Source organism: Pectobacterium colocasium (genome assembly GCF_020181655.1).
Lineage (GTDB): Bacteria > Pseudomonadota > Gammaproteobacteria > Enterobacterales > Enterobacteriaceae > Pectobacterium > Pectobacterium colocasium.
Genome location: NZ_CP084032.1, coordinates 4,400,344 through 4,418,920, shown reverse-complemented (window position 1 = coordinate 4,418,920; position 18,577 = coordinate 4,400,344). Strand labels below are relative to the sequence as shown.

The following is an 18,577-nucleotide window of genomic DNA, read 5'->3' as shown; positions in this document are numbered from 1 at the left end:
ACCGTTTTATATACAGGGTGGGGTAAGCAGAGCGCAGTGAATCGGTTAATGGCGTGAAAGATGTCATTAACCGGGAACAGGTTACCCGCAGGCATTCAGACTTTACCGTTTGGAGAAATGAATGAAACCGTTTTTAATCGCGCCGTCCATTTTGTCGGCTGATTTTGCCCGTCTTGGTGAAGATACCGCTAATGTATTGGCTGCCGGGGCGGATGTGGTCCATTTTGATGTCATGGATAACCACTATGTGCCAAATTTGACGATTGGCCCGCTGGTACTGAAATCCCTGCGCGATTACGGCATTACCGCGCCGATTGACGTTCATCTGATGGTGAAACCCGTTGATCGTATCATCCCCGACTTCGCCAACGCGGGAGCCAGTTTCATTACCTTTCATCCTGAAGCTACCGATCACCTCGATCGTTCACTACAGCTGATCAAAGATCACGGTTGTAAAGCCGGGCTGGTGTTTAACCCTGCGACGCCGCTTAGTTATCTCGATTACGTCATGGATAAGCTGGATATCATTCTGCTGATGTCGGTTAACCCCGGATTTGGCGGCCAGTCCTTTATTCCCAGCACGTTGGATAAGCTGCGTCAGGTTCGCCGCTTGATCGACGACAGCGGTTACGACATTCGACTGGAAGTCGATGGCGGTGTAAAAGTGGAGAATATCGGCGCGATTGCTGAAGCAGGCGCGGATATGTTTGTGGCGGGATCGGCTATTTTTGGTCATCCAGATTACCGTGCCGTCATTGATCAAATGCGTAATGAAATTTCAAGGACGAAACATGACTGAATTAACCGCAGTTCGCGGCTTGGCTTTTGATTTGGATGGTACGCTGATTCACAGCGCACCGGGGTTGGCAGCGGCGATCGATCAGGCGTTAGTGGCGCAGTCGTTACCTGCGGCGGGCGAAGCCCGTGTCGCCACCTGGATTGGTAACGGTGCGGACGTGATGGTGGAACGCGCGCTGCGCTGGGCAGGCGTTGAGCCAACGGCGGCGCGTTTGCAGGAAACCCGTGAGCGGTTCGATGTCTATTATGCGCAGACAGTGGATAGCGGCAGCACGCTGTTTCCGCAGGTAAAAGAGACGCTGGCGCAGTTGGCGCAGCAGGGCATTCCGATGGCGGTGGTGACCAATAAACCCACGCCGTTCGTTGCACCGTTGCTGGCTGGGTTAGGGATTGGCGACTATTTCTCGCTGATCATCGGTGGCGATGACGTCATTGTGAAAAAGCCGCATCCTGCGCCGCTCTATTTGGTGCTCGGTAAGCTGGGGCTGCGTGCCAGCGAACTCCTGTTCATCGGCGATTCCCGCAATGATATTCAGGCGGCACAGGCGGCGGGTTGCCGCAGTGTTGGCATGACGTATGGTTATAACTATGGTGAAGCGATCGAGCTGAGTCAGCCGGATGTCGTTCTGGATCGTTTTGCCGATATTTTGCCCCTGATCGGGCATTCTTCTTCACACAATCAGGAACCCTTAGTATGAGTAAGCCCATTGTATTTAGCGGTGCGCAGCCGTCTGGTGAATTGACCATTGGTAACTACATGGGGGCGTTACGTCAGTGGGTCAACATGCAGGACGATTACGACTGCATCTATTGTATTGTGGATTTGCATGCCATCACGGTACGTCAGGATCCGCAGGCGCTGAGAAAAGCGACGCTGGATACGCTGGCGCTGTATCTGGCCTGTGGTATCGATCCGAAAAAGAGCACCATTTTTGTTCAGTCGCACGTGCCTGAGCACAGCCAACTGAGCTGGATACTGAACTGCTACGCGTATTTCGGCGAACTGAGCCGCATGACCCAGTTCAAGGATAAATCTGCGCGTTACGAAGAGAACATCAACGCCGGTCTGTTTAGCTATCCGGTGCTGATGGCGGCGGATATCCTGTTGTACCAAACGAATCAGGTACCAGTGGGCGAAGATCAGAAGCAGCATTTGGAACTGAGCCGTGACGTCGGTCAGCGCTTCAACAGCCTGTATGGCGACATTTTCAAAGTGCCAGAGCCGTTCATTCCGAAATCGGGCGCGCGTGTGATGTCGCTGCTGGAACCGACCAAAAAGATGTCCAAGTCTGACGATAACCGCAATAACGTTATCGGGCTGCTGGAAGATCCGAAAGCGGTGGTGAAGAAGATCAAACGCGCGATGACGGATTCCGACGAGCCGCCAGTCATTCGCTATGACGTGGCGAATAAAGCTGGGGTATCCAACCTGTTGGATATTCTGTCTGGCGTGACGGGAAAATCCATCCCTGAGCTGGAGCAGGAATTTAACGGCCAGATGTATGGTCACCTGAAAGGCGCGGTGGCGGATGCCGTATCCGGTATGCTGTCTGAGCTGCAAGAACGTTATCATCGCTACCGTAACGATGAGGCTTTCCTGCAACAGATTATGCGTGAAGGGGCTGACAAAGCCAGCGCTCGCGCACAGGAAACGCTGAAGAAAGTTTACGACGCTATCGGTTTTGTTGGCCGCCCGTAAGTCTTAATTACCGTCAGGAGGATCTCTCCTGACGGTTTCCTGCTACTACTTATCTATCCCTTCGAATCCGCTACTTTATCCCCGTGGGATAGGCGGAAACACGTCGTCTGGAATCGGGTTCTCAAACGGTGTCTGCTGCAATCTTTCCTGATGGTCAGCTTTTGCCTGTGCAATCAGTTCGGGCGTGACCAGCAGGTCGATAGCCAATGATGCCATCGCTTTTGCTGCGTATTCCGTGCCTTTGTGTGCCGCACCGGTTTTTCCCTGTGCGACCAACTGCCACGAATGCGCCGGTGTGCCGATGGCATAGGTGGCACTGCGAATTTGCACGGTCGGCACAACCCAACTGACCGTCCCCACGTCGGTAGAGCCGATGAAGGCGTCATTCGGGCTATACAGCGGATAAATTCCGTCGTGTAGCGTTAAACCCGGCTGCGGTTTAACGCCGAAACGCGCGTAGGATTCGGCAATGTCTTCGGCGCTCAGCGCGGTCTGGAACATCGCTGCCATTTTGCGGTCTTCGTCATCGAACGGTATCGGGCCGAGCGCCAGCAGATGTTCGTGCATGCGCGCTTCCAGCGGCGGGTTCGCCAGCAGATTGGCATCACCGCTAATCACTTCGCTGCTGACTTCGGTTTCCGTCATCAGCGCTGCGCCTTCGGCAATTTTCTTCACGCGTTTGACCAACTGGTGCAGTTCCGGCAACTGACGTGCCCGTACGAGGTAACGCACGGTGGCGTTGGCCTGAACGACGTTCGGGGCGTGGCCGCCGCTGTCGGTAATCGCATAGTGGATGCGGGCGGAGGACGGCATGTGCTCGCGCATGTAGTTCACGCCAACGTTCATGAGTTCCACGGCATCCAGCGCGCTGCGTCCCAGATGTGGGCTGCTGGCGGCATGAGCCGCACGACCTTTGAAGTAAAAATTCAGTTCGTTACAGGCCAGCGATACCGGGCTGTTGACGCCGGTGAAGGTCGCCGGGTGCCAGCAGAGGGCGATATCGACATCGTTAAAAACGCCTTTCTTGACCATAAAGCCTTTGGACGATCCGCCTTCTTCCGCAGGGCAGCCGTAAAAGCGTACGGTTCCGGCCAGTGCGTGCTTTTGCAGATAATCTTTCACTGCCGTTGCCGCCTGTAGCGCTGCGGTACCGAGCAGATTGTGCCCGCAACCGTGGCCATTGCCACCGTTTTCCAGCGGTTTCGGCTCAGCGACATTCGCCTGCTGGCTCAGGCCCGGCAGCGCATCGTATTCACCCAGAATGGCGATAATCGGCAGACCTTCGCCGAATTCTCCCAGCAGTGCGGTCGGCATGTCGGCGATGCCTTTCGTCAGGCGGAAGCCTTCTGCTTTCAGGATGGCTTCGTGCTGTGCCGCCGAACGATGCTCTTCGTAGTTCAGCTCCGGCGTGTCCCAGATGCCGTCGCTCAGCGTACAGAACTGCTGTCGCTTGGTGGCAATCAGATCGCAGATCTCTTCCACGTTCTGGCGATTAACGGCCGGCAGCGTTCCTTCAGTGTGTGTTGCATTCATGCGTGGTGTGCTCGTTTGATTTCTTTGATGGCATTGGCGAGGGGCGTGTCACAGCCAGTCAGCCATGACACGCGATTTAGCGATTGGGTAACGCTTAGAGCGGCGTGGTGTCCATGCCGAACCATTTTTCGCTCAGCTTTCTGATGGTACCGTCTTGTTTAGCCTGATCGATTGCCTTGTCGAACATAGCTTTCAGCTCAGGATCGCTTTTACGCAGGCCAACGGAAGAACCGCTGCCCAGAATACCGCCGATGAACTGTGGCCCTGGCATCACGATGTCAGCATTGCCCGGTTTTTCCGAAATGCTTTTCAGGTAAGGCGCGGAAGCGATAACCAGATCCACACGGCCTGCTTTCAGATCCAGATCGTGTTCTTGCGTGGTTTTATATTCGCGTACTTTCATCACGCCTTTCAGATATTTATCCAAAAAGGCGCTGGCGATAGAAGCAGACTGTACGCCAATAGTTTTGCCTTCCAGCAGCGGTTTCAGCTTCTCAACCTCTGCCAGTGCTTTCGCTTCATCGGCGGGCTCAATGGAGAAACGCACGCCCGCGTCTGGGAAATCTTTAGCGAGTTTGCTGGATTTCAGCACGGCGAAAGTCTGCCCTGCCTGCGTGTACGGCTGGCTGAAATCGATCACTTCACGACGTTTTGCTGTGGCAGACATGCCCGCAATGATCGCGTCATATTTACCCGCGTTCAGCGCAGGAATAGCACTGGCGAAGGGTTGAACCATGATCTCGCATTTCACCTGCATGTTGTTACACAGCACTTTGTACAGCTCGATCTCCATGCCATCCAGCGTACCGTCTGGTTTGGTGAAGTTATACGGGTGGTAAGCGCCTTCGGTCGCGATACGGACGGTCGTCCATTTTTTCTCTTCCGCTGAGGCGGTGAATGAGGTAGCCAGCGTTCCTGCCATACACAGCGAGCAGGCGAGCAGTGTGAGTTTTGATTTGATCATATTATTTTTTCTCCCGGTATTTTATATAGTTATGCTTTGTTTATTCCCCCACATCATCTCGCGACATCGGTGAAATCTACGCACGAAATCAGTGGGGCAGTGTTTACCAACTGGCAATAAATTGCCGGAAGCGAGCCGACTGGCTGGCAGTGAAAACGTGCTCCGGCGTTCCCTGTTCTTCAATTTCCCCCTGATGGAGGAAGACGATGCGGTTGGAGACTTCGCGGGCAAAATCCATTTCGTGAGTCACGACCAGCATGGTCATCCCTTCATCCGCCAGCGTGCGCATGACGCGCAGTACTTCGCCGACCAGCTCTGGGTCGAGCGCGGAGGTCGGCTCATCAAACAGCATCACTTTCGGTTCCATCGCGAGCGCGCGGGCAATTGCGGCGCGCTGCTGCTGACCACCGGACAAATGTGCGGGATAGTAGTGACGCTTATCCGCCAGGCCGACTTTCTCTAACAGCTGCTCGGCGTGTTCCACGCACTCCGCCTGTGGGCGCTTTAAGACGTGCACGGGCGCTTCGATGATGTTTTCCAACACGGTCTTGTGTGACCAGAGGTTAAAATTCTGGAACACCATGCCCAGTTGGGTACGAATTCTGTCGATCTGTTTGAGGTTTGATGGGCGGTTCTGTCCTTTGCGGTTCGGCTTCATTTCAATCGCTTCTCCGCCGACGATAATCTCGCCCTGATCGGGAAGCTCAAGCAGGTTGCTACAGCGCAGCAGCGTCGATTTACCTGAACCGGACGATCCCAAAATTGAGATGACTTCTCCCTGATTGGCTTCAATCGAAATCCCTTTCAGGACGTCCAGAGAGCCGAAGCTTTTATGAATGTTGCGCAGGCTAATGGCGGGTGTCGTCATTGCAGATCTCCCAATTTCTTAATTTTTTTCGCTGCCGGTTGCGCGCCCGGCGCACGGAGATGAGGGGTGAGCGTAAATTCTGTCCACATCAGTAAACGTGTCAGAATAAGGTTAATAAACAGATAAATAGCACCGGCAACCAGGAACACTTCGAGCGCCCGGTAGGTTTCCGCGATGAGGCGTGCCGCGATCCCAGTGATTTCCATCAGCGTGATGATGGAAGCCAGCGAGGTCGATTTGACCATCGAGATCAGTTCGTTGCCGTAAGCTGGGAGCGCCTGACGAATTGCCAGCGGAAAAACGATACGCTTGAAAATCATGAACGACGGCATGCCGCAGGCGCGTGCCGATTCGATCTGGCCAACCGGAACGGACTGCAACCCGCCACGGATAATTTCACTGGCATAGGCACCGGTACACAGGCTGAGCGACAGCAGGGCGCACCAGTGCGGTTCTCGCAGGAATGGCCAAAGCATACTTTCCCGAACCCAGGTGAATTGCCCCAGCCCGTAGTAAATCAGGAACAGCTGGACCAGCAGCGGCGTACCGCGGAAAAACAGCACGTAGGTCCGGGCAATGGAGCGCAGTACGGCAAAGGATGATAGCTGCATCAACGCCAAGCCCAGTGCCAGAAAGAAGCCCAGAAAGACCGAGCTGACCGCCAGTTGCAGGGTTAACGGGATACCGGGAATAATCTCCAGAAACGTTTCGTACAGAAAAGGAAAATCCATCAGCGTTTCACACCCCGGGAATAATGAGACTCAGCACGGCGCATAATCCAGCCGGAACAGATTGAGATAGCCAGATACAGCAGCGCGGCCGCCATGAAGAAATCAAACGGTTTGCCGGTAGAACCCGCACCCGTTTGCGCCTGCGTCAATAGTTCAGCGACGCCGGTAACGGAAACCAACGCGGAGGTTTTCAGCACCAGTTGCCAGACGTTGCCGAGCGCGGGAATAGCATGGCGTAGCAGAAGCGGCACGATGATGCGGCGCAGGCGTAGCATCGTAGGCATACCGCAGGCTTTGGCGGCTTCAATTTCCCCTTTGGACACGGCGTAAAACGCGCCGCGGTAGACTTCCGTCTGCTGTGCGCCGGAGGAAATGCCGACGGCGATTACCCCTGCGAGGAAGCCAGGAAAGCCAAAGAACTCATTGCTGCCAAACAGTTTGGCGAGCAGGGTTAATGCAGAGCTTCCGCCGAAATAAAGCAGGTAGATGATGAGGAGATCGGGGACGCCACGGATGAGGGTGGTGTAGCCATCGGCCAGATAGCGCACGGGGTGGTTGCCGCAAATTTTGGACCAGGCACCGATCGTGCCGATCACCGCCCCCAGCAGGAAGCCGCCGATCGCCAGTGCGATCGTCATTCCTGCCCCAATCAGTAATAATTTCCCCCAGCCATGTTCACCAAAACTGATGAGCTGCCAGAAAGTAACGTCTTCCACAAGTGACTCCAAACTGCTTACTTATTGTTCTGCTGAACAGAACTGTTTTTGTGATGAGAGGACGACATACTCCGTTCAGGAACGAGAGTAGAAATACGTCATGATGCGATGCATCACCCTTCGATATGTACGTATTCGATGAGGCACTCATTTCGATAAAGCACGATGGCTTGACGATGAAATCGGTTCGATAGGAACGATTCAGAGGTCGTGCCGCGAATCTATTAGAAAACTAAGCAATAGTCGGGCCACGTTTTACGTAAGCTATTATTGATTATTTATTCATATAGTCTGCTTATTAATGAGTTTTGTTTTAGTCAAAATAAGGCAGATATGGCCTGCGGTAAAGCATTAAAGTGACATTTTGTAAGGGAGTATGTTCAAAATAGTGCATTGTTATGCTATTTGATGGGGCATTGCATTATGATGGTGCATAACCGCTATCCGGTAGAACGGATAGCGAGTAAGCCGAGAGATAGGTAGAGGATTATGCTGTCTGGTCAGAGAACCAGCTCAATTTTTCCCGTAGACCAACGACGTCGCCGATGATGATCAAACTCGGGCTGCTGGCCTGCTGTGCTAATTCGCTCAGTTGGGAGAGCTGTCCGCTCAGAACGCGCTGCTTGGTTGAGGTGCCGTTTTCAATAATCGCGACAGGCACGGTTTCCGGTAACTGCTGTTCGATGAGCTTGCTTTGAATGTGCTCAGCCTGCTGAAGCCCCATGTAAAACACCAGCGTTTGTTTTTCCGCGGCGAGGCTGGACCAGTCCAGATCGGTGTCGTGCTTGACGTGTCCGGTGATCAGCCTGACGCCCTGTGAATGATCGCGATGGGTGAGCGGGATACCGCTGTAGGCTGAACAGCCTGATGCGGCGGTAATACCGGGTACGACGGAGAACGGTACGCCCGCCTGTTGCAGGTATTCCAGCTCTTCGGCACCACGGCCGAAGATAAAGGGGTCGCCGCCTTTCAGCCTGACGACTCGATGACCGGCGCGTGCCTTTTCTTCCAGCAACTGATTGATTTGCTCCTGAGGAACGCTGTGATAGCCAGAGGCTTTGCCGACGAAGATTCGCTCGGCGTCGCGGCGTGACAGGTTGAGAATCTCTTTCGATACCAGTCGATCGTAAACGACGATGTCGGCCTGCTGGAGATGCTGTAAGCCTTTCAACGTCAGTAATCCCGCATCGCCCGGCCCGGCGCCGACCAGCGTGACTTCACCCCGGTCATCGAGCGGCGCGGAGAAAAGGAGTTCTGTCAGCTGGTTAACGCTTTGGCTATTGTCATTGGCCAGCGCCTGCGCCAGCCGATCGTGTACGAAGAGCTTTTCCCAGAAGCGACGGCGCGCGCTCATATTGCGGAACCGACTTTTGACCCGACTGCGCAATTCACCTGCGTATGTCGCCAGCTTACCGAGATTTTGCGGCAGAATACTCTCCAGTTTTTCCCGCAGTAGCCGAGCCAATACCGGTGCTGCGCCGCCAGAGGAGACCGCGACCATCAGCGGTGAACGGTCGATGATCGACGGCATAATGAAGCTGGCGCGTTCAGGTGAATCGACGACATTGCAGAAAATCCGACGTTCGCTGGCGCTGGCATAGACATGGTTGTTGACGTCCTGATCGTCAGTGGCGGCAATCACCAGCCACACCTCGTCCAGTAATATGGGATCGAAAGTGCCGCGTGCCAGCGTTAATTGCGCGTCCTGCTCCCAGGCGTGAAATTGATCGTTAAAATCGAGCGCGTTGACGGTAATGACTGCGCCAGCGTCCAGCAACAGCCGGGCTTTGCGCTCGGCGATTTCACCCCCTCCCACCAATAGACAAGGTTTATCGTGCAACTGACAGAATATTGGCAGGTAATCCATGTAACGCCTCTTGAAAGCTCAGGTTATTAGGGTAATGGTTGGCTATTATCAACCGCGATGTCACGGTCTGCGATAGATATTTGCACATTACCGTTGGTTACCTGAGTATCATAAGCCGCAACAGAATAGGCTCCATCCTCCAGACAGAAGCCATCATAGAGGCGGAAATGCTGTTTTTTCAATGGGCTTGCGACCCAAAGATCGTCTTGATGCTCGCCCACTATCCCACGGCTTAACACGCTCGCCTGCGCGAACGGATCGATATTGCTGATGGCGTAAACCTGCTCGTCGTTACGAGGCCGGAATACGGCGACCTGCTGCTGTTCGACGAGTGCGCAAACGCCGGTGCCGGGTAGAATGTCGTCTAACTTACATACCGTAGTCCACTGGCTCATGCGCTTTCCCCTTCCAGTTCAATCTGTTTCACCGGAATACGCTCTGCAGGGCGCGCCGGACGATGTTGTTGACGTTCACTCACCATTTGCACGTTCGGGTCACGTTCCGGGCTGTTAATGAAGTGGGTAAAACGTTTCTGTGCTTCCGGGGATTCCAGCGTCGCCTGCCATTCACAGACGTAGCCTTCGCGCAGCCGTGCGATATCGGCTTCAAGCTGATCGTTAATGCCCAGTTTGTCTTTCACAATCACGTTACGCAGATAGTCGATGCCGCCTTCGAGGTTGTCCAGCCAAACGGAAGTACGCTGGAGCTTATCGGCCGTGCGGATATATAACATCATGAAGCGATCCAGGTAGCGGATTAAGGTGTCGCGATCTAAATCGGCTTCCAGCAGGTCGGCGTGGCGCGGTTTCATCCCGCCGTTGCCGCATACATAGAGGTTCCAGCCTTTTTCCGTGGCGATAATCCCCACGTCTTTACCCTGTGCCTCTGCACATTCCCGCGTACAGCCTGAGACGCCAAATTTCATTTTGTGTGGGGTGCGGATGCCTTTGTAGCGGTTTTCCAGCTCGACGCCAAAGCCTACGCTGTCGCCGACGCCGAAGCGGCACCAGGTACTACCAACGCAGGTTTTTGCCATACGCAGCGCCTTGGCGTAAGCGTGGCCGGTTTCAAACCCGGCTTCGATGAGCTGGGCCCATACGTCCGGCAGATCGTCTTTCTGCACGCCAAATAGCGCCATGCGCTGGGAACCGGTCATTTTGGTGTACAGGTTATATTGCTTCGCGATGCGACCGATGGCGATCAGGCCATCTGGCGTGATTTCTCCGCCTGCGGAGCGTGGGATCACGGAGTACGTGCCGTCTTTCTGGATGTTGCCGAGGAAATTATCGTTGGAATCCTGCAGCGGCGTGTGCTGTGGTTTGAGCACGTATTCATTCCAGCAGGAAGCCAGCAGGGATGCCACGGTTGGTTTACAGACCTCGCAGCCATAGCCTGAGCCGTGTTTCTCCAACAGTTGATCGAACGTTTTGATTTTCTCGATTTGGATCAGGTGGTACAGCTCCTGGCGCGAGTAGGCGAAGTGTTCGCACAGGTGATTATTGACTTCAATCCCCTGTTTGCTGAGCTCGGCGTTCAACACCTGTGTAAGCAGTGGGATACAGCCGCCGCAGCCCGTTCCGGCTTTGGTGGTTTCCTTAATCGCTGCAACGGTGTGACAGCCGCCGTTAATCGCTTTGATGATGTCGCCTTTGGAGACGTCAAAGCAGGAGCAGATTTGCGCGCTTTCCGGCAACGCATCGACACCCAGCGTCGGTTTCGCACTGCCAGCGGATGCAGGAAGAATCAGTGCTTCGGGGGAATCCGGCAGCGGGATCTTGTTCAGCATGAATTGCAGCAGGTTGCCGTAGTCCCGCGTGTCGCCGACCAGTACGGCACCGAGCAGCGTTTTATTATCGGCGCTGACGATCAGACGTTTGTAGGTTTCTTTGTTTTCATCCAGCCACATGTAACTGCGAGATCCCGGCGTATGGCCGTGCGCATCGCCAATCCCGCCGACATCGACGCCCATCAGCTTGAGCTTGGCGCTCATGTCGGCACCCTGGAATCGGTTTTCATGCCCTAACAGGTGGTCGACGGCAACCTGCGCCATCTTGTAGCCGGGGGCGACCAGCCCAAATGGCCGGCCCTGCCAGGCGGCACATTCGCCGATAGCGTAGACGTCGGGATCGGAGGTTTGGCACCAGTCGTTAATCGCGATACCGCCGCGTGGGCCGATTTCCAGCGCACACTGGCGCGCCAGTTTGTCCTGTGCGCGGATGCCGGTAGAGAACACGATAAAGTCGACTTCCAGCGTGCTGCCGTCGGCAAACACCATTGTCTTGCGGTTTTCCAGACCGGAATGCTGAATGGCCTGCGTATTCTTGCTGGTGTGCACACGCACACCCATGTTTTCAATCTTGCGTTGCAGCAGGGCGCCGCCCTGTGCATCCAGCTGTTCGGCCATGAGCACCGGAGCGAACTCGATGACGTGTGTTTCCACGCCAAGGTGTTTCAGTGCACCAGCAGCTTCCAGACCTAATAGACCCCCGCCGATTACCGCGCCGCGTTTGCTGCGGCGTGCGCAGTTTTCGATGGCGTTCAGATCTTCAATCGTGCGGTACACGAAACAGTCCTGCCCGTTTGAGCCTTTAATGGCAGGGATCCAAGGGTAGGAGCCGGTTGCCATGATGAGTTTGTCGTAATACACGGTACGACCGGAATTGGAGTGAATGGCTTTTTCACTGCGGTTAATGGTGATGGCGCGTTCACCAAGCAGGACGTTAACGCCATTTTTTTCATAGTAGCCTTCGCGTACTAAAGAAAGCTCCTCTACCGTGTGGTGTGCGAAGTAAGAAGAGAGGTGGACACGATCGTAGGCGACGCGGGGTTCTTCACAAAAAACGGTAATCTCGTAGGTGGATGTCGGGGCCTTATCCAGCAACTCTTCGATAAAACGGTGGCCGACCATCCCGTTACCGATCACAGCGAGTCTGACTTTGTTCATTTTTGCCTCAAAATTGCTTCTTCTGAGGTTACCTTATCGCTCCACGGGGGGCGCTTATTGATGTATATCAAATAGTCTTTTATATACTACTTTATGAGTATCTTCATGATTTTACTTATTTTTTATTAAGTCTTGGTTTTTGTTGGGGTTTTAGCGACTGGCAAAAATGAGACCTATAGCACGCTTTTGGTCAGAAGCCGACTGATTAGCGGCCAATCCGCTATCAGCATAATCGTCCTCCTCGTTAATCATTCGCGCACCTGTGCTGCTTAAAAATAAAACTAAGGGATTATCCATTTGTTTAATAAGGATATGAAATTTTCTGGTGATAATGCTCACAGCTTTATGTGCGATTGCACAATTATCGGCGACATAATTTCGTCATATGGAAGAAATTGCCTAATGACTAACGGCGTAACAACCTTAATAATTAAAAATAAAACGCCATTTTTTTTTAATTAGCACGCCATTTCTATTCTGTGACATTGATCGACTTATAAGGTCATACCAGAGAGACAGGTGCTTTTTATCTACCCGTCCCAACACCGTCAGTACCGTTATTCTTTAATTATTTAGTCGCAAATCTTGTACATGAGTTGTGTTAAACATCAAGGCAGGTAACAACGTGAAAATAGAATCAATTGATGTCACCGTCTTCACTTATCCCACACGCCGGGTTTCCGACAGTGCGGGTCATTCACACCCAGGGCCTGAAAATCAGGCGAAGATGGCGCTGTTAACCATCACGGCAGATGACGGTCAAAAAGGTTACGCTTTCGCGCCGCCGGAAGTGATCCGTCCTCATATTGTTAATGCGTTCTTCCGCAAAGTGCTGATTGGGCAGAACCCCTTCGACCGTGAACGCCTCTGGCAGGATCTGGTGCATTGGCAACGCGGTAGCGCCAACCAACTAACCGATCGCGCGCTGTCGATTGTGGAATCCGCACTGTGGGATCTGCAAGGCCGCGTGCTGAACATGCCGGTGCACAAACTGCTCGGCGGCTATCGTGAAAAAGTCCCTGCCTACGGCAGCACCATGTGTGGTGATGAGCTGGAAGGCGGTTTATCTACCCCAGAGGAATACGGCCAGTTCGCAGAAAAGCTGGTGCAGCGCGGCTATAAAGCCATCAAGTTGCACACCTGGATGCCGCCAGTATCGTTCGCGCCAAGCCCGAAGATCGACGTGAAAGCCTGTGCCGCAGTACGCGAAGCAGTCGGCCCGGACATCTGCCTGATGCTGGATGGCTACCATTGGTACAGCCGTAGCGATGCGCTGTATATCGGCCGTGAACTGCAAAAGCTCGATTTCACCTGGTTTGAAGAACCGATGGAAGAACAGAGCATGGCGTCCTACAGCTGGCTGACCAAGAGTCTGGATATTGATGTCATTGGGCCGGAAAGCTTGTCAGGAAAATACTTCAGCCGTGCTGACTGGGTTAAAGAAGGTGCATGCGACATTTTACGCGCGGGCGTGCAGGGCGTGGGCGGTCTCTGGCCGTGTATGAAGGTCGCTAGCCTGGCGGAATCCTTCGGTATGGACTGCGAAGTTCACGGTAACGGTGCGCCAAACCTCAACGTCGTTGGGGCGATCAAAAATTGCCGCTGGTATGAACGCGGCCTGCTGCATCCTTTCCTCGATTACGACGAACCTGCTGCGTATCTGAATTCGATTGTCGATCCAATGGATGACGAGGGCTTTGTGCATCTGCCGCAACGTCCGGGGCTGGGAGAAGATATCAATTTTGACTGGATTGAGGAGCATACCCTAAGCAAAGAATAACTTTATATATGAATGGTTTTGTTCGATCTGAAAGATAGCCTTACCTAAAAAATAAAAAGTTGTCGTCTTCCATGCTCCCACACCTGGAGAATAACGATGAAAGCACGAGCAATACTCCGTACCCTGCTGTTAGGTTCACTCTGCATGGCCGCCACGCCGGCCATTCTATCGGCAAAAACCCCTGACGATCAGCTGATCGTGGGGATGAACATGAACAACATGCTCTCACTCGATCCGGCCGCCATGACCGGTAACGAAGTGGTGGGCATTATCGTCAACCTCTATGACTCGCTGGTGGTGCTGGATCCCGCCAACCTGAGTAACATTCAGCCTTCTCTGGCGAAAAGCTGGAGCGTCAGTGATGACGGTAAGGTCATTACCTTCAATCTGGTGGATAACGCCAAATTCCATTCCGGTAACCCCGTCACGGCGCAAGACTTCGCCTGGTCGATGAAGCGTCTGCTGAACCTCAACATGGCGCAAGCGACGACGTGGAAATCCTACGGCTTCACCGCGGAAAACGTGGAGAAAATGATCCGCGCCAAAGACGCTCACTCTGTTGAAATCGAACTGCCAAAACCGAACGACCCCAAACTGGTGCTCTACTCGCTGGCGACGCTGGGGAGCGGATCGGTGCTGGATAGCAAAACGGTGATGCAGCATGAGAAAAACGGCGACTGGGGCAACGGCTGGCTGACCACGAACGAAGCCGGTTCCGGCCCGTTTAAGCTGGACGTGTGGCAGGCGAAAGACGTACTGCGTATCAGCAAGGTTGAGAACAACTGGCAGGGCGACGCGAAAATGCGGCGCGTGATTTTCCGCCACATGACCGAGTCACAGGCGCTGCGCCTGATGATTGAAAAAGGCGATATTGACGTCGCTTCTGGCATGTCGGTGCCGGATATCAATGCGCTGAAACAAGATAAAGACGTGGTGGTTGATGAGGTGAAAAAAGGCACGCTGTACTACGTTGCAATGAGCCTGAAAAATGAATACTTCGCAAAACCAAAAGTGCGTGAAGCGGTTCGTTACCTGATTGATTACGATGGCATCAATAACACGGTCATGCCCGGCTATGGTTTCTATCATCAGCGCCCCATCCAGAAAGGGATGGATGCGACGTTGCCGGATCCTGGCTACAAGCTGGACGTGCCACGCGCCAAAGCGCTGCTGGCCGAAGCGGGCTACCCAAATGGATTTGAAACCACGCTGCGTGTTCTGTCCGACCAGCCGTTCCTGAATCTGGCGACATCGGTACAGTCCACGCTGGCACAGGCGGGCATCAAAGCCAAAATCATCTCCGGCACCGGTAATCAGGTTTACGGCGCGATGCGCGATCGTAAATTCGACATGCTGGTCGGCCGTGGCGGTGGTGGCGTCGATCCGCATCCTCACTCCAGCCTGCGTTCTGTTGTCTATAACCCGGATAACAGCGACGAAGCCAAACTGACCAACTTCCAGGGCTGGCGCACCTCTTTCTACGACAAACCGCTGAACGACATGATCGATCAGGCGCTGTTGGAGAAAGATCCTCAGAAACAAAAGCAGATGTATATCAACGTGCAGAATCGTTATGAAGAACTGTTCCCGGCCATTATTCCGGTGTCGCAGATGATCGATTCTGTGGTGTTGCGTAAGGACGTGAAAGGCTATGTGCCGCATCCGTCTTCTACGACGCATCTGCGCGAGGTATACAAGCAGCGCTAGTGTCCACACGTTAAACCGGATGCGTCGCCGACACGTTCCCGGCGATTCATCCCGATCAGATACGTTAAAAAGAGATGACCGCGTGAGTGGCGATTTGCTGTCGCCGCTCGCCGGGATATCAGGAGAAAGAACATGGTTTTCTCTGATTGGATCAAGCCGGGTGGAGTACTGCGTCGTTTGGCAAAGCGTCTGTTTCAGGTGATCGTCACGCTGTTCGGGTTATTAATCCTGACCTTTGTGATTGGCCGCGTGATGCCAATCGATCCCGTTCTGGCTATTGTCGGACAGGATGCCGACCAAAGTACCTATCAACAGGTTTACCAACAGCTGGGGTTGGATAGGCCGCTGTATGTGCAGTTCTTTATTTACTTTAATTCGCTGATGCATGGGGATCTGGGCAATGCGCTCCTGACCGGACGACCGGTGATGGATGACATTATCCGTGTCTTCCCCGCCACCGTTGAGCTGGCGACGATGGCGATTATCGTCGGTGCGGGGCTGGGCGTGCCGCTAGGCGTGCTGGCTGCGGCACGACGCGGTAAGTGGGCGGATTATGTGGTGCGTTTTATCAGCCTGGCCGGTTATTCCACGCCGATATTCTGGGTCGGGATGATGGGGCTGCTGGTGTTCTATGCCTGGCTGAACTGGGTTGGCGGAGCAGGGCGGGTTGATATGGCCTATGACGGTCTGGTGGAAAACCGTACCGGTCTGCTGCTGGTGGATTCGCTACTGGCGGGTGAGTGGGATGTATTCCGCAGCGCGTTGAATCATCTGGTGCTGCCAGCCACGATTCTGGGCTTCCACTCGCTGGCCTATATCAGCCGTATGACGCGCAGCTTCATGCTGGCGCAGCTTTCGCAGGAATACATCATTACCGCTCGCGTGAAAGGGCTGTCTGAGTTCCGTGTCGTCTGGGCGCACGCGTTTCGCAATATTCTGGTTCAGCTTCTGACGGTGGTGGCGCTGGCGTATGGCTCGCTGCTGGAAGGGGCGGTACTGATCGAAACCGTCTTCTCATGGCCGGGCTTTGGTTCCTATCTGACAGGCAGTCTGCTGCTGGGGGATATGAACGCGGTGATGGGGTGTGTGCTGCTGGTCGGGTTGATCTTCGTGACGCTTAACCTGCTGTCGGACATGTTGTATCAAATCTTTGATCCGAGGACGAACGCATGAATATTTCCTCTGAGCCACCGGTCAGTCGTGAATCGGTAATGCGGACACCGCCGGAAAAACGCGTGAGCCGCTTGCGGCTACGCGGGGCGCGAATCGGCGGGTTTCTCTTGACGATGCTGCGCAATCCGCTGACCGCGATGGGTTCTGCGATTGTGCTGATGTTGATGCTGGTCGCCATTTTCGCCCCGTGGATCGCCACGCACGATCCGCTGGTACAGGACTTGGCTAACGCGTTACAAGCCCCGAGTGCGGCGCACTACTTTGGCACCGATGAGTTTGGGCGCGATGTGTTTAGCCGTCTGGTCTATGGTTCACGTATCACGCTGTATATCGTGGCGCTGGTGTCCGTCACCGTTGGGCCTATCGGGCTGGCGTTGGGCGTGGTGGCTGGGTATTACGGCGGGATTGTCGATACCATCCTGATGCGTATCACCGATATTTTCATCTCTTTCCCCAGCCTGGTGTTGGCGCTGGCGTTCGTTGCGGCGCTTGGCCCTGGTCTGGAGCATGTGGTGATCGCGATTACGCTGACGGCCTGGCCGCCGATTGCCCGTCTGGCAAGGGCGGAGACGCTGTCGCTGCGTCACGCGGACTTTATTTCTGCTGTGAAGCTGCAAGGGGCATCCTCTATTCGCATCCTGCTACACCACATTGTGCCGCTGTGTCTGCCGTCGGTGATTATCCGTATCACCATGAATATGGCCGGCATCATTCTGACCGCGGCGGGTCTGGGCTTTCTGGGATTGGGGGCGCAGCCGCCCGATCCTGAATGGGGCGCGATGATCTCTGCGGGTCGTCGTTACATGATGGAGTGCTGGTGGTTAGTAACTATTCCGGGGCTGGCGATTTTGATTAACAGCCTGGCGTTCAACTTCCTTGGAGACGGCCTACGTGACATCCTCGATCCCAGAACTGAATAAGTTTTCTCAACGTGCGCCGGGAAGCTCGCCCCTGATGGAAGTGGAAAATCTGCGGGTGAGTTTCGTGAATCGCGGGGCGGTGACCGATGCCGTGCGCGGCGTATCCTTCCGGCTTGGCTGTGAAAAGCTGGCGATTGTCGGTGAATCCGGCTCCGGTAAGTCGACAGTCGGCCGGGCGCTGTTGCAGTTGCATCCGCACAGTGCGCGGATTACGGCGGACAAACTGCGTTTCGGCGATACCGATCTGCTGAAAGCGGATGAGGCGCGGATGCGTCAGATTCGCGGCAAGCGTATCTCCATGATTATGCAAGACCCAAAATACTCGTTGAATCCGGTAGTATGCGTCGGCGATCAGATTGCTGAAGCCTATCTGGCGCACCATAAAGTGTCGCACCGTGAGGCGAAGGAAAAGGTCATGGCGATGCTGGACGTGGTGCGGATTCGTCAGCCAGAGCGCGTCTATCATTTGTATCCTCATGAAATCTCGGGCGGGCAGGGGCAGCGCATCATGATTGCGATGATGCTGATTACGGAACCCGAAATCGTGATTGCCGATGAGCCGACCTCGGCGCTGGATGTGTCTGTGCGCTTGCAGGTGCTGGCAATGCTGGATGATTTGGTGAGCGAGCGCGGTCTGGGGCTGATTTTCATTAGTCACGACATCAATCTGGTACGCAGCTTCTGCGATCGGGTGCTGGTGATGTACGCCGGGCGCGTCGTGGAATCCATTGCCGCTGCCGATCTCGACAACGCACAGCATCCGTACACGCGTGGGTTGCTGAATTCGTTGCCGGATATCGATCACCGCCGTCCGCGTTTGCCGGTAATGAATCGCGATCCTGCCTGGATCAACGGATAAAGGGGACAATCATGGCAA

16 protein-coding genes are annotated in these 18,577 nt (G+C 54.4%); 8 read left to right on the top strand and 8 right to left on the bottom strand.

The genetic code is table 11. The features are described from left to right. The first annotated feature begins 121 nt into the window (after positions 1–121). From rpe to trpS, 3 genes are read left to right on the top strand one after another with little or no spacing between them, the layout of a single operon-like run. On the top strand, positions 122–799 hold the full coding sequence (gene rpe / locus LCF41_RS20005; RefSeq protein ID WP_039492116.1) for a ribulose-phosphate 3-epimerase: 678 nt from the start codon (positions 122–124) through the stop codon (positions 797–799). Then, positions 792–1,496, top strand: coding sequence for a phosphoglycolate phosphatase (locus tag LCF41_RS20000; RefSeq protein WP_225086018.1), 705 nt, complete (start codon positions 792–794; stop codon positions 1,494–1,496). Before rpe ends, LCF41_RS20000 begins: the two co-directional genes overlap by 8 nt. Continuing rightward, complete coding sequence (gene trpS / locus LCF41_RS19995) at positions 1,493–2,497, top strand: tryptophan--tRNA ligase (RefSeq protein ID WP_039534944.1); 1,005 nt, start codon at positions 1,493–1,495, stop codon at positions 2,495–2,497. The genes LCF41_RS20000 and trpS overlap by 4 nt, the downstream gene beginning before the upstream one ends. 75 nt (positions 2,498–2,572) lie before the next feature. On the opposite strand, the gene LCF41_RS19990 is transcribed toward trpS, so the two are convergent. From LCF41_RS19990 to nirB, 8 genes are all read right to left on the bottom strand, one after another. Beyond that, positions 2,573–4,030 (bottom strand): M20 family metallopeptidase, encoded by a 1,458-nt coding sequence (locus tag LCF41_RS19990; RefSeq protein WP_225086017.1) that lies wholly within the window; start codon positions 4,028–4,030, stop codon positions 2,573–2,575. 94 nt (positions 4,031–4,124) lie between these two features. Continuing rightward, positions 4,125–4,994, bottom strand: a complete 870-nt coding sequence (locus tag LCF41_RS19985; RefSeq protein ID WP_225086016.1) for a transporter substrate-binding domain-containing protein — start codon at positions 4,992–4,994, stop codon at positions 4,125–4,127. Positions 4,995–5,097: 103 nt separating this feature from the next. Further along, positions 5,098–5,862, bottom strand: a complete 765-nt coding sequence (locus LCF41_RS19980; protein WP_010277637.1) for an ABC transporter ATP-binding protein — start codon at positions 5,860–5,862, stop codon at positions 5,098–5,100. Further along, complete coding sequence (locus tag LCF41_RS19975; protein ID WP_010277633.1) at positions 5,859–6,593, bottom strand: ABC transporter permease; 735 nt, start codon at positions 6,591–6,593, stop codon at positions 5,859–5,861. The genes LCF41_RS19980 and LCF41_RS19975 overlap by 4 nt, the downstream gene beginning before the upstream one ends. Beyond that, positions 6,593–7,309: an ABC transporter permease gene (locus LCF41_RS19970; RefSeq protein WP_225086015.1), complete on the bottom strand. Its 717-nt coding sequence runs from the start codon at positions 7,307–7,309 to the stop codon at positions 6,593–6,595. Before LCF41_RS19970 ends, LCF41_RS19975 begins: the two co-directional genes overlap by 1 nt. A gap of 487 nt (positions 7,310–7,796) precedes the next feature. After that, on the bottom strand, positions 7,797–9,176 hold the full coding sequence (cysG, locus tag LCF41_RS19965) for a siroheme synthase CysG (protein WP_225086014.1): 1,380 nt from the start codon (positions 9,174–9,176) through the stop codon (positions 7,797–7,799). 26 nt (positions 9,177–9,202) lie between these two features. Continuing rightward, on the bottom strand, positions 9,203–9,571 hold the full coding sequence (gene nirD / locus LCF41_RS19960; RefSeq protein ID WP_039484605.1) for a nitrite reductase small subunit NirD: 369 nt from the start codon (positions 9,569–9,571) through the stop codon (positions 9,203–9,205). After that, the gene (gene nirB, locus LCF41_RS19955) at positions 9,568–12,120 is read right to left on the bottom strand and encodes a nitrite reductase large subunit NirB (protein ID WP_225086013.1); all 2,553 of its coding nucleotides are present in this window, start codon (positions 12,118–12,120) and stop codon (positions 9,568–9,570) included. The genes nirD and nirB overlap by 4 nt, the downstream gene beginning before the upstream one ends. 625 nt (positions 12,121–12,745) lie before the next feature. On the opposite strand from nirB, the gene LCF41_RS19950 reads away from it, so the two are divergent. The 5 genes from LCF41_RS19950 to LCF41_RS19930 all read left to right on the top strand — a co-directional run bounded on the left by LCF41_RS19950 (position 12,746) and on the right by LCF41_RS19930 (position 18,559). Further along, positions 12,746–13,900 (top strand): mandelate racemase family protein, encoded by a 1,155-nt coding sequence (locus tag LCF41_RS19950; RefSeq protein ID WP_180743243.1) that lies wholly within the window; start codon positions 12,746–12,748, stop codon positions 13,898–13,900. 96 nt (positions 13,901–13,996) lie between these two features. Continuing rightward, the gene (locus LCF41_RS19945; protein WP_225086012.1) at positions 13,997–15,607 is read left to right on the top strand and encodes an ABC transporter substrate-binding protein; all 1,611 of its coding nucleotides are present in this window, start codon (positions 13,997–13,999) and stop codon (positions 15,605–15,607) included. A 132-nt stretch (positions 15,608–15,739) separates the two neighbouring features. After that, a complete protein-coding gene (locus LCF41_RS19940; protein ID WP_225086011.1) occupies positions 15,740–16,780 on the top strand; it encodes an ABC transporter permease in 1,041 nt (346 codons plus the stop codon). 38 nt (positions 16,781–16,818) lie between these two features. Further along, positions 16,819–17,700 carry an ABC transporter permease gene (locus LCF41_RS19935; protein WP_180743319.1) on the top strand — a complete coding sequence of 294 codons (882 nt, stop codon included), beginning with the start codon at positions 16,819–16,821 and terminating at the stop codon, positions 17,698–17,700. Then, on the top strand, positions 17,672–18,559 hold the full coding sequence (locus LCF41_RS19930; protein WP_411561407.1) for an ABC transporter ATP-binding protein: 888 nt from the start codon (positions 17,672–17,674) through the stop codon (positions 18,557–18,559). Before LCF41_RS19935 ends, LCF41_RS19930 begins: the two co-directional genes overlap by 29 nt. The last annotated feature ends 18 nt before the right edge of the window (positions 18,560–18,577 follow it).

What these genes read in the sequence shown, in the direction of transcription:
- rpe (WP_039492116.1), top strand. Translation starts at nt 122, where the DNA reads ATGAAACCGTTTTTAATCGCGCCGTCCATTTTGTCGGCTGATTTTGCC.
- LCF41_RS20000 (WP_225086018.1), top strand. Translation starts at nt 792, where the DNA reads ATGACTGAATTAACCGCAGTTCGCGGCTTGGCTTTTGATTTGGATGGT.
- trpS (WP_039534944.1), top strand. Translation starts at nt 1,493, where the DNA reads ATGAGTAAGCCCATTGTATTTAGCGGTGCGCAGCCGTCTGGTGAATTG.
- LCF41_RS19990 (WP_225086017.1), bottom strand. Translation starts at nt 4,030, where the DNA reads ATGAATGCAACACACACTGAAGGAACGCTGCCGGCCGTTAATCGCCAG.
- LCF41_RS19985 (WP_225086016.1), bottom strand. Translation starts at nt 4,994, where the DNA reads ATGATCAAATCAAAACTCACACTGCTCGCCTGCTCGCTGTGTATGGCA.
- LCF41_RS19980 (WP_010277637.1), bottom strand. Translation starts at nt 5,862, where the DNA reads ATGACGACACCCGCCATTAGCCTGCGCAACATTCATAAAAGCTTCGGC.
- LCF41_RS19975 (WP_010277633.1), bottom strand. Translation starts at nt 6,593, where the DNA reads ATGGATTTTCCTTTTCTGTACGAAACGTTTCTGGAGATTATTCCCGGT.
- cysG (WP_225086014.1), bottom strand. Translation starts at nt 9,176, where the DNA reads ATGGATTACCTGCCAATATTCTGTCAGTTGCACGATAAACCTTGTCTA.
- nirD (WP_039484605.1), bottom strand. Translation starts at nt 9,571, where the DNA reads ATGAGCCAGTGGACTACGGTATGTAAGTTAGACGACATTCTACCCGGC.
- nirB (WP_225086013.1), bottom strand. Translation starts at nt 12,120, where the DNA reads ATGAACAAAGTCAGACTCGCTGTGATCGGTAACGGGATGGTCGGCCAC.
- LCF41_RS19945 (WP_225086012.1), top strand. Translation starts at nt 13,997, where the DNA reads ATGAAAGCACGAGCAATACTCCGTACCCTGCTGTTAGGTTCACTCTGC.
- LCF41_RS19940 (WP_225086011.1), top strand. Translation starts at nt 15,740, where the DNA reads ATGGTTTTCTCTGATTGGATCAAGCCGGGTGGAGTACTGCGTCGTTTG.
- LCF41_RS19935 (WP_180743319.1), top strand. Translation starts at nt 16,819, where the DNA reads ATGCGGACACCGCCGGAAAAACGCGTGAGCCGCTTGCGGCTACGCGGG.